12 protein-coding genes are annotated in these 13,864 nt (G+C 41.2%); 7 read left to right on the forward strand and 5 right to left on the reverse strand.

What is annotated here, in order from left to right:
* Positions 1 to 27 precede the first annotated feature (27 nt).
* From AC1Z3S_RS00725 to AC1Z3S_RS00735, 3 genes are all read right to left on the reverse strand, one after another.
* Positions 28 to 1,755 carry an ABC transporter permease/substrate binding protein gene (locus tag AC1Z3S_RS00725; RefSeq protein ID WP_461738744.1) on the reverse strand — a complete coding sequence of 576 codons (1,728 nt, stop codon included), beginning with the start codon at positions 1,753 to 1,755 and terminating at the stop codon, positions 28 to 30.
* The gene (locus AC1Z3S_RS00730) at positions 1,748 to 3,004 is read right to left on the reverse strand and encodes a quaternary amine ABC transporter ATP-binding protein (protein ID WP_461738745.1); all 1,257 of its coding nucleotides are present in this window, start codon (positions 3,002 to 3,004) and stop codon (positions 1,748 to 1,750) included. Before AC1Z3S_RS00730 ends, AC1Z3S_RS00725 begins: the two co-directional genes overlap by 8 nt.
* Positions 3,005 to 3,144: 140 nt before the next feature.
* Positions 3,145 to 3,783 carry a GntR family transcriptional regulator gene (locus AC1Z3S_RS00735; RefSeq protein ID WP_461738746.1) on the reverse strand — a complete coding sequence of 213 codons (639 nt, stop codon included), beginning with the start codon at positions 3,781 to 3,783 and terminating at the stop codon, positions 3,145 to 3,147.
* A 255-nt stretch (positions 3,784 to 4,038) separates the two neighbouring features.
* On the opposite strand from AC1Z3S_RS00735, the gene AC1Z3S_RS00740 reads away from it, so the two are divergent.
* Both AC1Z3S_RS00740 and AC1Z3S_RS00745 read left to right on the forward strand, forming a co-directional pair.
* A complete protein-coding gene (locus AC1Z3S_RS00740) occupies positions 4,039 to 4,494 on the forward strand; it encodes a LytTR family DNA-binding domain-containing protein (RefSeq protein ID WP_461735899.1) in 456 nt (151 codons plus the stop codon).
* 25 nt (positions 4,495 to 4,519) lie between these two features.
* On the forward strand, positions 4,520 to 4,927 hold the full coding sequence (locus AC1Z3S_RS00745; protein ID WP_461738747.1) for a hypothetical protein: 408 nt from the start codon (positions 4,520 to 4,522) through the stop codon (positions 4,925 to 4,927).
* A gap of 110 nt (positions 4,928 to 5,037) precedes the next feature.
* Here the strand turns inward: AC1Z3S_RS00745 and AC1Z3S_RS00750 are convergent, their stop codons facing one another.
* Complete coding sequence (locus AC1Z3S_RS00750; protein WP_461738748.1) at positions 5,038 to 5,559, reverse strand: methyltransferase family protein; 522 nt, start codon at positions 5,557 to 5,559, stop codon at positions 5,038 to 5,040.
* Positions 5,560 to 5,796: 237 nt separating this feature from the next.
* Here AC1Z3S_RS00750 and purR point away from each other — a divergent pair, with 237 nt between their 5' ends.
* The 5 genes from purR (at position 5,797) to AC1Z3S_RS00775 (ending at position 12,788) form a co-directional block, all read left to right on the forward strand.
* Positions 5,797 to 6,615 (forward strand): pur operon repressor, encoded by an 819-nt coding sequence (purR, locus tag AC1Z3S_RS00755; RefSeq protein WP_461738749.1) that lies wholly within the window; start codon positions 5,797 to 5,799, stop codon positions 6,613 to 6,615.
* A 385-nt stretch (positions 6,616 to 7,000) separates the two neighbouring features.
* Positions 7,001 to 9,064: an LPXTG cell wall anchor domain-containing protein gene (locus AC1Z3S_RS00760; protein ID WP_461738750.1), complete on the forward strand. Its 2,064-nt coding sequence runs from the start codon at positions 7,001 to 7,003 to the stop codon at positions 9,062 to 9,064.
* A 278-nt stretch (positions 9,065 to 9,342) separates the two neighbouring features.
* Positions 9,343 to 10,731 carry a bifunctional UDP-N-acetylglucosamine diphosphorylase/glucosamine-1-phosphate N-acetyltransferase GlmU gene (gene glmU, locus AC1Z3S_RS00765; RefSeq protein ID WP_461738751.1) on the forward strand — a complete coding sequence of 463 codons (1,389 nt, stop codon included), beginning with the start codon at positions 9,343 to 9,345 and terminating at the stop codon, positions 10,729 to 10,731.
* 85 nt (positions 10,732 to 10,816) lie between these two features.
* Complete coding sequence (locus AC1Z3S_RS00770) at positions 10,817 to 11,785, forward strand: ribose-phosphate diphosphokinase (RefSeq protein ID WP_461735894.1); 969 nt, start codon at positions 10,817 to 10,819, stop codon at positions 11,783 to 11,785.
* Between the two features lie 214 nt (positions 11,786 to 11,999).
* The gene (locus AC1Z3S_RS00775) at positions 12,000 to 12,788 is read left to right on the forward strand and encodes a helix-turn-helix transcriptional regulator (protein WP_461738752.1); all 789 of its coding nucleotides are present in this window, start codon (positions 12,000 to 12,002) and stop codon (positions 12,786 to 12,788) included.
* 134 nt (positions 12,789 to 12,922) lie between these two features.
* On the opposite strand, the gene AC1Z3S_RS00780 is transcribed toward AC1Z3S_RS00775, so the two are convergent.
* Positions 12,923 to 13,741 (reverse strand): helix-turn-helix domain-containing protein, encoded by an 819-nt coding sequence (locus AC1Z3S_RS00780; protein WP_461738753.1) that lies wholly within the window; start codon positions 13,739 to 13,741, stop codon positions 12,923 to 12,925.
* Positions 13,742 to 13,864 lie beyond the last annotated feature (123 nt).

Genomic DNA, 13,864 nt, shown 5'->3' on the forward strand with positions numbered 1-13,864 from the left:
GGTTTTTTATTTTAAAGTCAGCTGATTTTAAGCCATCCAGCTATCGACTGTTTCACGGTTGTCAGCAATCCAGCTTTTCGCAGCATCTGACGGGCTTGCGCCATCGTTAATGGCACTCATAACAGTTTCCATATCCTCCACGGTCCAGTGGAAGTTATCTAGGACAGTGTAAGCTTCCGGCATGTCATCGGCTAAGCCAAGACGGACCATTGTATTAATGCTTTCATCGTCCCCCATCGTGCCTTCAGGATCTTCCAAATATTTTAAATCATATTCAGCAAACATCCAATGCGGCGACCAGCCGGTAATCACAATCGGCTCTTGGTTCGCAATCGCTTGACCTAAGGCAACGGTCATGGCACCGGTTGAAGCTGTTTCCATGCTCCAGTCAGCTAAATTGCTGTAGGCAGCCAAGGTGTTTTCGGCAGCACTGACGACACCGGCTCCGGGTTCAATCCCGGTGATACTCTTGTTGGCTTGGTCAGTTAAATCGGCAATCGAATCGACATCCATGTAGCTAGGAACGACTAAACCGATTTTGGCGCCGGCTAAGTTTTCGCCTAAGTCGTCAATTTGATTTTTGTAGCGTTCATAATGAGCTGCATGGGTGTTGGGCAGCCAGGCAGCGACCATCGCATCCGCTTCGCCGTTGGCAATTGATTCCCACATGATAGCATTATCTAAAGGCGTTAGATTTACGGTGTAACCCATTTCCGTTAATACTTCGGCGACGACATTAGTTGAAGCGACCTCAGTATCCCATTGGACATAGGCTAAATCGATGGTGCCACGGCTTTCGGTGTTTTGGGCTTGATAGGTTAAACCACCAATACCCGCAACTAACACGACAACAGCGGCAGCTAAAATTCCAACTTTTTGTTTCTTGCTAAATTTTTTCCGTTGAGCCTGTTGAGCTTTCGGGCGATTCATTTTTTGGGTGAATCGGTCAATGATAATCGCTAAAATAACCAAAGCCAGACCATTGACAAAGCCGTTACCGACTTGAGCTCTTTGGAGAGCCGATAAGACACCACGACCCAAACCAGGGGCACCAATCATCGAAGCAATCACGACCATCGATAAGGCTAGCATTGTCGTTTGATTAATGCCGGCTAAAATTGTACTTTTAGCTAAAGGCAATTCTAATTTAAATAATTTTTGCCAGCCGGTTCCACCAAAGGAATCAGAGGCTTCGACTAAATCACGGGGGATTTGGCGAATTCCCAAATTAGTAAAACGAACTGTCGGCGGTAAAGCAAAAATAACTGAGGCAAAGACTCCCGGCACCATCCCGATTCCAAAGAAAGCAACTGCGGGAATCAGATAAACAAAGCCCGGCATGGTTTGCATAAAGTCTAAGACAGGCGTGATAATATTTTTGGCGATTTCACTTTTCGCCATTAAAATTCCTAGCGGCACACCAATGATAACGGAAATAACACTGGCTAAGATGACCAAGGTCAAAGTATTCATCAAATCAGACCAGAGCCCTTGATTGTAAATAAAGAGCAGGCCAATTAAAGTAAAACCAGTTAGCCCCCATTTTTTATCGGAAATAAAGAAGGCCACAACGGTAATCAATAAAATAAAGAGCAATGGTGGCACGAGTAATAATAAATTCGTCATGCCCTCCATAATAAAGGCGCCGGTATCTTGTAAAATAGAAAATAATCCAGCAAAAGTGGTGGTCACCCAATCGGAAAACCCTTCGACCCAATCAGCCACCGGCAAACTTTGTTGTAAAAAATTATTCATGAGTTAGTACCTCGCTTTTTTCCATCATTTCTGTCTGCTCCTGTTGGAGAGCTTCTTCTGTCAGCGTGTCCTCGTCTTGAGAATCAGCCAAGGCTTCAATAACACTGCCGCGAATCACAACACCAATCAGACGCTCATCATCCACCACTGCTAAAGGCGTCGGTGAATCAAAAATGATATTAAAAATATCCGTGACTAACATATCTTTAGGAATTTTTTGGACGTTTTTGTCAATAACGTCCTTCAAAGTCAGATTCTTTTTGCGGGCTTCTGACGCACTTTCGGCTGTCAGACTACCCTTTAACTTGCGCTTGCGGTCAACAGCTAGCAGCATGCTGACTTCTTCTTTACGCATTCGATTTAAAGCAACGTTCGGTCCATCAACTTCAATGTTGGTGGTTAAAGCCGGCACCATAATATTTTGTGCCGTTAAGACCTTCGAGCGGTCAACATCTTCAACGAAATCACGAACATATTGGTTGGCAGGATTGGTTAAGAAATCTTCGCCGGTCCCAATCTGAATAATTTCGCCATCCTTCATCAAGGCGATACGATCACCGATTCGCAAAGCTTCGTTTAAATCATGGGTGATAAAAATAATTGTTTTTTGGACATTGGCTTGCAGGTCCAATAATTCATCTTGCATTTCCCGACGAATCAGTGGGTCCAAAGCAGAAAAGGCTTCATCCATTAATAAAATTTCCGGATTATTTGCCAGCGCCCGGGCCAAACCGACCCGTTGTTGCATTCCGCCGGAAAGCTGATTCGGATATTGGTCTTTAAAGGACAAAAGGCCAGAATTATCCAAAGCTTTTTCAGCTTTTTCTCGTCGCTCCTCCAAAGGCACACCACGGACTTCCAAGCCGTATTCGGTATTTTCTAAAATTGTCCGATTGGGAAACAGGGCAAAGTTTTGAAAAACCATATTAATTTTATGGCGGCGGACTTCCCGCAATTCTTGTTTATTCATTTGGGCAATTTCGTCCCCGTCAATGTAAATTTCGCCGGCGGTTGGATCAATCAAACGATTGAGCAGGCGAATCAAAGTCGACTTTCCGCTTCCGGAAAGACCCATAATCACAAAAATTTCCCCTTCGTTAACTTCGAAGCTGGCGTCATAAACACCGACAGTGGCGCCGGTTTTTTCTAAAATTTCTGTTTTGCTTTTATTTTCTTTCATCATGGTTAAGGCTTGTTGCTGCCGTTTCCCAAAAATTTTGGTTAAATGTTCAACCCGTACTTTCTTCAAAAAATTTCCTCCTAATAAAAAGTGACCACACTAGGTTAACATCGTGTGGTCACTTTTGTCAAAAGCAAAGTATCATGATTCTTTTCAGAAAATGAATAGTTTTATTCAATAAAGCGTGTTATATCAACGCTTTTTCTTAGTTAATTATTTGGGTAAAAAAAGTTTTGCATCCGCTGCAAACCGAGCTCACTGCCGACAAAAAGCAGCGTGTCATCTTGATTTAATTTAGCATAAGGCCCCGGTGACAAAAGGAGTTCGGTGCTACTTTGGATGGCCACGATAGTCACGCCGGTTTCATGCCAAATATTTAAATCTTGTATGGTTTCCCCCAAGTGCAACGCCTGTGCATTTAAGGTTAACTCATAAGGCACAAAAGGAGTAAAATTATGCACTTGTTTCATCTGCGAAACCAGTTGATTCATCAGCTCAGTCACGTTATCCAATTCAGTTTTTTGTTTGGCGACACTGCTCAGAATTTCATTTTTTATTTCTTGAATGGATTGCACATCTTGGTATTGTTCATAGTAGAGCTGGGCCTTCTCTCGGGAAATTACATAAGCACCGCTACCGTGACGCATCTCCATAATTCCAAGGTCCACCAAGACACTGATGGCTTTGCGGGCGGTTTCTGGCGAGACATTAAAATTAGTAGCAATGGTTGAACGGGCTTGGATTTTTTCGCCGACTTGGTAGGTTTTTTTGGCAATCCGTTCGGCAATGGCAACAGAGATTTGTTGGTATCGGGGCAGGATGATTTTTTTCTTGGGCTGGTCCATCATTCAATAAAACTCCTTTAAATAAAAATTTAGATGGTCATTTTTTTGCATTATAACATATCGCTTCTAAGCAACAGGAGAAAACTGTTCAGACTGAGATAAACTAGTCGAGTTTTGGAAATTTTTTAGAAAATTGCGCCGGAAGCAGTCGTTTTTCATTATACTAAATGCAACAAAGTCAGATTTTCTGCAACAAACCAAAAAAGACAAGAGTTTAGCGAGAGCGCGTGCTAAATTAGTAACAGAAGGAGGCAGGCAATGAAAATAAAATGGTTTTGGGATCAAGAGTATGCAACAAACGAAATTGGTATTCAGCTACATCCTGTCAATCAGAGCTTGGCAGCTGAACTGACCAAGGCAATTCATCAAGAACAACAACTAGAAGTGATTCAACCGGCGAATGAACGCCGGCAAAACATTTCTTTAAGTCAGGTCCTAATGATTGAAGCGATGGATCAGCTTTCAAAGGTTTACACAACAGACGATCAGGTCTTTTATCTCAAAGGACGTCTCAAGGAATTTGAATATTTACAGGCAGCGGGAATTTTTCGAATTAATAATTCTGTGATTTTAAATCTGGCAGAGGTGGCAAGCTTCAAAAACGGCCAGTATGCCCGCTTGGAAGTTCAACTAAAAAATGGCCAAACCCTCACCGTCAGCCGTCATTATGCAAAGCAAATTAAAGAAGCCAGTGCTGCTTTTAGCAGCCGCTAAAAAAAAAAAATAAGGAGTGTTCATTATGAAAGAATTAAAAAATCAGTTTATGCAGGGTGCCTTTTTAACAATTGTTTGGTTAACAGCTTTAATGAGTTTGGGGTTTGGCAATGTAAATTTGAACCTATTCTATTTTTGGCATATTATCGGGATTGCCGTTATCGCCGGTGGCGTATTCGGAGTGGCATATCCCTACTTGTGGAATTATGGGACATGGTCGGCGCCAATTAACATTTTAGTGATGACTCTCCTGAACTTTTTGGCCGGGTTTGCAGCAGTCTATCTATTTTCAGTCGAAATGTTCCAACTAATTTTACCCTTCTGGTGGGCAATTTTATTATTAAATTTGATTTTGCACGTTATTGCATTTTACTTTTATCGCAATCAACAAAACAAAAAAATTGCTGCTGAATTAAATCAATTAGGCAAATAAGGCAGTTTGTAGCTAAACTAGCAGTCGGCAATTTATTGGGCTTTAAATTATTATCAGGCCGTTTGATTAATTGCAATAATGCAATAAGCAGTCATCTGTCGGCGGCGCCTTTAAAAATAGCGCCGCACCTGCGACTGATATTCTTGGTAGCTTTGACCGAATTGTTCAAAGCACCAACGCTCTTCAGCGCGGATAATCCAGTGGGCAGCCAATTGAAATAGCACCAGAATTATTAAGAGGGGCAATGAGCGCGTCAACAAGACAATCGAAAGAAAAAATAAAAAATATGCGACATACATAGGATTTCTAGAAAAACGATAAAAGCCGGCTGTATTCAAGCCGTTCGCCGACGGCTTGGCAAAAGCATAACTTGCCAATAGACACAATAGATTGCTGAGCAGATATAGCGCAGTTCCTACGATAAAAAGCCAATCGTTTGTGATGGTGACGCTGAGAAAAAGCGGATAAAAAATCAGTAGCAAGGTAGTCAGCTGATACAAAAGATAGGCTGTTTTTTCAAAGCCCACCAGCGGGGCAAAATGAGCTGCTCGCTGCAGGGCGTTTTTTGCAAAACGCCCCATCAGGAAAAAGCGAATGATTAAAAAAGGAATCAGTAGAAAAAAAGCATTCATCGGCGAGCTCCTTAACGGTTTTCTTTTAAAATTAGCAAATGCTCAACAAAAAGTCTATCGATTTTCGTGGTCAGCTATCTATTGACGGCGATTTTTATTAGATAGACGAAAGATTTTCCGTGAATTAAACAAATCAACCATTAATAGACGAACTATTTTTCGTAAATCCAGAAAAACACTCGATATTTTTCCGCTAAACCCTTATAATAGAAAAGATTACAAGGGAGGAGCCAGATTTTGAAAACACGGCGTAGTGAACGTTTAATAGATATGACGAATTATTTACTGAATCATCCCCATGATTTGGTATCTTTGAGCTTTTTTTCAAAGCGATATGAATCGGCTAAATCATCCATCAGTGAAGATTTAGCAATTATCAAAAAAACTTTTAAGGAGCGGGGCACCGGGATTTTAGAAACAGTTCCGGGAGCTGCGGGCGGAGTCTATTTCATCCCCTCGATTAGTGAAACAGAGGCCCGGGAATACATCACCCAATTGGCCAATCGCCTATCGGAACAAGATCGCTTGTTGCCAGGGGGCTATGTTTATTTATCCGACTTGTTAGGAGAACCGGAATTATTGCGGCAGGTAGGCCGCATCATTGCCACTAAATATTTAGGTCAAGAAATCGATGCGGTGATGACGGTAGCGACTAAAGGCGTGCCGATTGCTCAAGCAGTTTCTACTTATTTAAATGTTCCTTTTGTAATTGTCAGACGAGATTCTAAAATTACCGAAGGCTCAACTGTCAGCGTCAATTACGTTTCCGGCTCATCCGAGCGCATTGAGAAGATGGAATTATCCAAACGCAGCCTGAAGCGGGGCTCGCGGGTTTTAGTCGTCGATGATTTCATGAAGGGCGGCGGCACCGTCAACGGGATGAAGAGCTTGATTGAAGAATTTGAAGCGACCCTCGTCGGCATCACCGTTTTTGCAGAAACGAAGTTCAACGGTCCACGGGCAGTCACCGACTATACTTCCTTATTATTTGTCGAAGATGTCGATACGACAACGAAAAATATCTCCGTAGTGCCTGGAAATTATTTTACTGAATAAAATAGTCTCTCTGCTGTTAAAGTTAGGCAAGAGATATCTGATACTCAAACTATCTTTAGGAAACACCAGTTTGCTGCTGGTTGTTTAACTTTAGATAGTTTGAGTTTTTTTGTGTAGCAATGATGGGCCAATGAAAAAAACTGACAATTATAATTGAAAGAAATAATTAAATTGTGGCAGAGGGAAAGAAAATAAAAATAGCAGCCAACTTTTCTTTCATAAAAATCGCTAACAGCTTTAATTTGGGCTAAAATATCGAAAAAAATTATAATAAATGAAATCTGCTATTGATAGTAGAAGCGTTAACATGGTACGATAATACATATGACATAATTTAAATAATCATTTTTTGTTGAGGTTATAAAGGAAAAAAAGGGGGAGAAAAATGTCTAAGAATAGAGGGATTTTTCTATTTTCAACACTTGCTTGTTTAGGGTTGATTGTTGGTGGCGCCGTTGTGGGCAGCCAGGTGAGCGGCGTTGAAGCAGCCAGATCTGCTCGAACGTCCACTAGTACAACTTCCGAAACAACAAGTACCACGGAAAGTACAGCAATTAGTCCAATTGTTGAAGACGGATTAGCGGATGAATTAAATGAAGAAGAAGCGCAAATTTATTCTGAAGGGATGACCTTAAGAGGACTTGAAACGGTTCGCGTCGGTGATACCGGCAAATTTGCGATTGATTTTGATTTGGGTGAAACGGAATTTGACGGTAGCTATGTCTTTGAAGACGAAGCTGGTTTATTAGAGATTGACTCTGATGGCAATTGGACAGCCATCGCTGCTGGACAAACAGAAATTTCTTATGGCTATCTGCCAAATGAAAGCATGGAGAGTGCATTAGCGGATGTAGAGACTGCTGGTCAAGCACCGGCTACTCTGCCAATCGAAGTAGTGGAAAAAGAAGCTGTGCTTTTTGATGGCATGACCATGACCAATGAAGTAAGTGATATTACCGTTGGCGACACCGGCAAATTTGATATCAGTTTTGAAGATGAAGGTGTCTTTAATGATGGTAGTTATTATTTCAGCTATGATCCAGCATTAATCACCGTTGCGGATGACGGAACTTGGGAGGCTTTAGCAAAAGGAGCCGCCAAAGTCTCGTACGGTTATATTCCGCAAGAGATAGAAGCGACTACTGATTCTAGTGAAGAAGCAACCACTAATTCTTCTGTTGAAGAAGCAACGCAAAGAACGGCTGAAATTGCCCCACAAGCTGCCGAAGAAGAACAAGAAGAACCTTCTTTGGAATTAAATATTCGAGCAGCAATTGATCAAAATGCGGTCTATAGCTATGGCATGACAATTGAAACACCACTTCAAAATGTTGTAGTTGGTGATACAGGTAAGTTTAATCCGCAAGTTAGCTTGCTGCAAGAAGGCAATAATAATCAAGAAGTTACATTTGCTGGAACTTTTGTTTGGGATTACGATGAAACAGCCTTAACGATTGATGAAGATGGCAATTGGACGGCTTTAAAAGCCGGTAATTTCCAAATCAATTACGGCTACATTCCAACTGAGGCAACACTGGCAAGTATGCAAACGTATTTCGGTGAAGAAAATATGCCGGCAACGGGGACGTTGGGGTATTTGATGCGAGTTGGAGATGGCACGAATGATACTAGTACAGCTGTCTATTCAGAAGGATTGACTATGTCTGTGGCTAATGTATTTGATTCTGAAAATCCTGTTGTTGAAATAGGTGATGAGGGTACTTTTAACTTTGCTTTCAATTTGACGGATGTCGAATTTAGCGGTTCATATGAATTTGTCTATGATGAAACCATGATTGAGATTGATGCAAATGGTAATTGGAAAGCCTTAAAAGCCGGACAAATTATTGTTGAGTATGGCTATCGACCTGATGCGACAATGTTAACGGCTTTAACAGCAAATAGCATTGAGCCACCAGCTTCAACGGCTAGCTTAAGTTCAGTGACGATGACTTCTCTAGAAAAGCTTGATGTTGCTGATGGTTGGACCATAACAAGAGGAATGACACTAACAGCACCTGAGTTGGTAACAGTTGGTGATACTGGCACCTTTACTATGGCGGTTGATTTTACCGGCGAAGGCGATGTCGCCTTTGATGGAACTTATGTTTTAGGTTATGATACCACCTACCTGAATGTTTCAGATAGTGGGACTTGGACTGCTCTGCAAGCAGGAACCGTCAATATCAGCTATGCTTATCAGCCGAGTGAAAAAATGATTTCAGACTTGAATAAGTTTTATGTTGGGAATCTTCCAACTCTTACATCTGAGCAACCATTTGTCACCATGACGATTGCTGCTGCCACTGGCAAAACGCCAGACGACACCGGCAAATTACCGCAAACAGGCGAAGAAAACAATGACGCTATCTACATTGCTTTTGGGATTGCTATAACCTTGATGGCGCTAGCTGTCTGGAAAAAAGAAAAAATCTTTAACATGAAATAAGAATTGTAAATAGGCAATTACTCGCCGGAGTGATTGCCTATTTTTTTGGTGCAAGCTGCGTTCAACTGGGGCTTCTAAAACTAGTTTTCAAAAAAATAGCGCCGGCAATTTAACAATAAAAGAATCGTTTGATTGCTAGACTATTCAAACAACATTTTTTCAACTCCTATTCCTTTTAAATAGAAGTAATTTAAGCAACTTCATCCGCTTTTTGCAAGCCAAGGCCCGCAGATTCATGTATAATAATAGCAGCAAACTAAAAAGCAGGAGTGAATATTTTGGAAAATCGTTACGCAATTATTTTGGCAGCGGGAAAAGGTACCCGCATGAAATCAAAGTTATATAAAGTTTTACATCCGGTGGCAGGCAAACCGATGGTGGAACACATTATCAATCGTGTGATTGAAACCAAGCCGACTGAAATTGTGACAATTGTCGGTCACGGCGCAGAAATGGTTCAAGAGCAATTAGGTGAGCGTAGTCAGTATGCTTTACAGGCGGAGCAATTAGGCACAGGACATGCTGTGATGCAGGCGGCCCAATTTTTAGAAGGCAAGCAAGGCACCACTTTGGTAATCAGTGGCGACACACCTTTACTGACAGCAGAAACTTTGGACCATTTGATTGAATATCATCAAGGGAAGCAGGCTAGTGCGACGATTTTAACCGCTGATGCCGAGAATCCGACTGGCTATGGCCGAATCATTCGTGACCATGTTGGCATTGTGGACCGGATTGTGGAACAAAAGGATGCGACTGACGAAGAGGCTCGAGTGACTGAAATCAATACGGGGACTTACTGTTTTGACAATGAAAAACTCTTTGAAGCGCTGAAAAAAATTGGCACCGACAATGCCCAAGGTGAATATTATTTAACCGACATTATTGAGATTTTAAAAGCGGATGGCGAAATTGTCGCAGCTTATCAAACGAAGGATTTTGAGGAATCCTTAGGTGTGAATGACCGGATGGCGCTGGCGGAAGCCAATCGCTTGATGCGGGCTCGTATTAATCGCCAACACATGGTTAACGGGGTAAGTTTTATTGATCCTGATTCAACTTATGTGGATGCAGATATTGAAATTGGCTCAGATACAGTGATTGAAGCCGGCGTTCAGCTACAAGGTACCACGAAAATTGGCGAAGATTGTTTAATCGGCGCCCATTCACGAATTGTTGACAGCCAAATTGGTGATGGCGTAAAGGTTTATGCCTCCGTGATTGAAGAAAGTATTGTGAAAAACGCAGCGGATATTGGCCCATATGCTCATCTGCGGCCGCAGGCGGAAATTGGCGAGCGGGTGCACATTGGCAACTTTGTTGAAGTCAAGAAGGCAACGATTGGCGCAGATACTAAAGTTGGACATCTGACTTATGTAGGGGATGCGATTCTCGGAAAAGATATCAATGTCGGCTGTGGTGTCGTTTTTGTCAATTACGATGGAAAAAATAAACATCAAACTATCGTCGGTGACAACAGCTTTATCGGCTCGGCCTCGAATCTAATTGCACCATTAACAATTGGTGAACATGCGATTACGGCTGCCGGTTCAACGATTACCGATGATGTGCCAGCAAATGGTATGGGAATTGGTCGTGTCCGCCAAGTTAATAAAGAAAATTTTGCTAAAAAGTTCCCCTATTTAAATGATTCGCTAAAAGATTAAGAAGCCCTTGATTTCTTGTAGGAAAATGACTACTATGTATGGTGTATGAAAAAATGCCCTTGTAAAATAGAAAGTGGAGGTAACCATGTCGAAACATTATTTTGACCCACGGTTGAAAATTTTTGCACTAAACTCTAACAAACCCCTAGCTGAAAAAATCGCAGCAGCAGTTGGAGTCGAACTAGGAAGATCATCAGTCACCCAATTTAGTGATGGTGAGATTCAAGTCAACATTGAAGAAAGTATTCGTGGCTCCCACGTCTACATCGTTCAATCTACTAGCAGTCCAGTCAACGACAATTTGATGGAACTTTTGATTATGATTGATGCTTTAAAACGTGCCAGTGCAAAAACAATTAACGTGGTCATGCCTTATTATGGCTATGCTCGACAAGACCGCAAAGCGCGGGCCCGTGAACCAATTACCGCTAAATTAGTGGCGAACATGATTGAAAAAGCCGGCGCCAACCGCATGCTGACTTTAGATTTACACGCATCACAAATTCAAGGTTTCTTTGATATTCCTGTGGATCACTTAATGGGTGCTCCTTTGATTGCCAACTATTTCATGGAGAAAGGTATCGGCGGCGATGAAGTGGTTGTTGTCTCTCCAGACCACGGCGGCGTAACCCGTGCCCGTAAACTAGCTGAATACTTGAAATCACCAATCGCAATCATCGACAAACGTCGTCCGAAAGCAAACGTCGCTGAAGTCATGAACATTATCGGAAATGTTGACGGTAAAATTTGTGTCATCATCGATGACATGATTGATACTGCCGGCACAATTACCTTAGCTGCCAATGCTTTAAAAGAAGCTGGCGCTAAAATGGTTTATGCTTCTTGTACACATCCCGTTCTTTCTGGTCCTGCCATCGAACGGATTCAAGACTCCGCTATTGAACGTTTAGTTGTGACAGATTCAATCAATTTACCTGCTGACCGCAAAATCGACAAAATCGATGAAATCAGCGTGGGCGAATTAATGGCTGATGCTATCAAACGCATCCACGAAAACAAACCAGTCAGCCCACTTTTTGAAACAAAAAAATAAGCTGAAACATAAAAAGCCTCAAAGGTCGAACCAGCTGGTAGACCTTTGAGGTTGTTTTTTTGTCTTTGGACAAGGTGTAAAAAGAAAAGTACAATTTTGATTGTAGGAAAGGCTGAGAAAATCAGTTTGCGTCATTTCGTTGCGGGATAAAACAGCCCCTGCAACGAATTTTTGCCCGAATAGTCCTTGAAAACTTGAGTGGAGGCAGTTTAAGATGACAGTAACCATTGGTGAACAATTAAAAAAGATTCGCAGCGAACACAATTTAACCCAAGCAGAGGTTGCTGAGAAATTAAAAATCTCCCGCCAAACCCTTTCCAAATGGGAGCTGGATAAAAGCCAACCAGACTTGCACAGCCTCAGAATTTTGGCTGCATTTTATAAATTTTCAGTGGATGATTTGCTTGAGGTGGCAAAGGAGCGAAAGAGGATGTTGACAGTATTGAAAAAGGAAGATTTCCAAAAAGAACTAATCCGTGTTTTCTTAAATCAGGCAGAATTCTCTACTGAGAAAAATATATTTGTTCAAAAAAACTTTGTAGAGCCATTGATGGAACGCTCAGAATTTGAAGAACTCTATTGGATAGATGTTGAGCGTCTCTCCACAGCAATTGGTTTTTTTAGCCGATATGTGAATACTGAACAGGCTAAGGAATTTTTGAAGTTATTCCCTATTTATAATTACAATGTGTATTGGGTGAATCAACGGGGAATCGGCTACTTCAATGTTATCGAGTGGTTGGGAAAGGAACAACTTCATTACTTTCCTTTTAAAAAGATGTCATCCGTAGTCTTCGGCAACATCAGCAACTCGAAAAAAATTCAAAAAAACTCTTTTGCCTTTGGTTACCGAACGATGACTGATAATTATGATGTTGTGACTATTTCCAGTACAGAAAAGGCCCAGCTTTTTGAAAAAGTTTTGACAACACTCGACCCTGAAGGCCGCTTTTTTGAGGTTTTGACGGATCAGTCAGTACTTAAAAACTTTGGTGCTTGGTAAATACTATCATTTTTAAGATACTGCATTTTTTCTAGACATACAGTTATGATTAAGAGGATACATTGTTAGTCAATAAATAGAAATGATAGAATAAATCCAGGGGACACCGACCCGATTACCCACATTTCAATTTATCAATCCGCATAAAAATACTGTTGCAAGCTCTGTTTTTTATCTGCATGGATTAGCTGGTAAGGGTCGTTGATGGTAATTCCTTTTTGTTTAAAAAAGTTCATTAAGCTGTTCAAGTGTTTATAAGAATTTTTACTGAGCGTGTAATCTAGGCGCAAATCCAAAATAACCTTTTCACCAGAGTTTAACAGCAGCTGCAAATAAAATGGTTCTTGAAAACTTTTAAACAAGTAGGCGACGAAACCATAATAGAGAGTTTGCTCAGGCTGGAGTGGTCGTTTTTGATAGCAGATAGTGACTGCTTGAATTTCAGCTAAGGCAAGCTTTTTTTCTAATTTTGCCTCTTTTGAAAAGAGGATTGCTAGAATGTGCCGACAATTTTCTGAGAAACTGTTTGCTTGGAGATAAGTAATGGATTGCTTGTCCAACTGCCAATAATTATAATGTTGATTAAAAGTTGGCGGGTAGCATAAAAATAGAACAAAGCTGAAGATTATCAGGAAAACTAGTAAAGCTAGACCTAAGTTCTCACTGGTCATTAAAGCAAAAACGGCGGCCAGCAATCCCCAGATAATTGGTCCGACGAGAATTCGTTTACTACCTTTTCTACCGACAAAAAAGGGGAGTTCTAAATAGGGCAAGCCCGTCAATAATTCATCTATCGAGATTTCAAAAAGCTGGCTCAAACGAATGATATTTTCAATCGTAGGAGTTGCTTCGCCGGTTTCCCATTTGGAGATGGATTGACGGGAGATGTTTAATTTTTGGGCTAAATCATTTTGCGTTAAGTGTCTCTTTTTTCTTTGTTCAGTTAGATTCATCAACTAAACCTCCAGACTAAGTTGCTGTTTATCAAAAGTATACCCATGAAAGACTAGGATTTAAAGGCTTTTAGTCCAATGCAACTAGGAAGTGCGCTACTTATTCTTATAATTTTAAAAAGG

This window comes from Enterococcus sp. LJL90 (assembly GCF_056924355.1).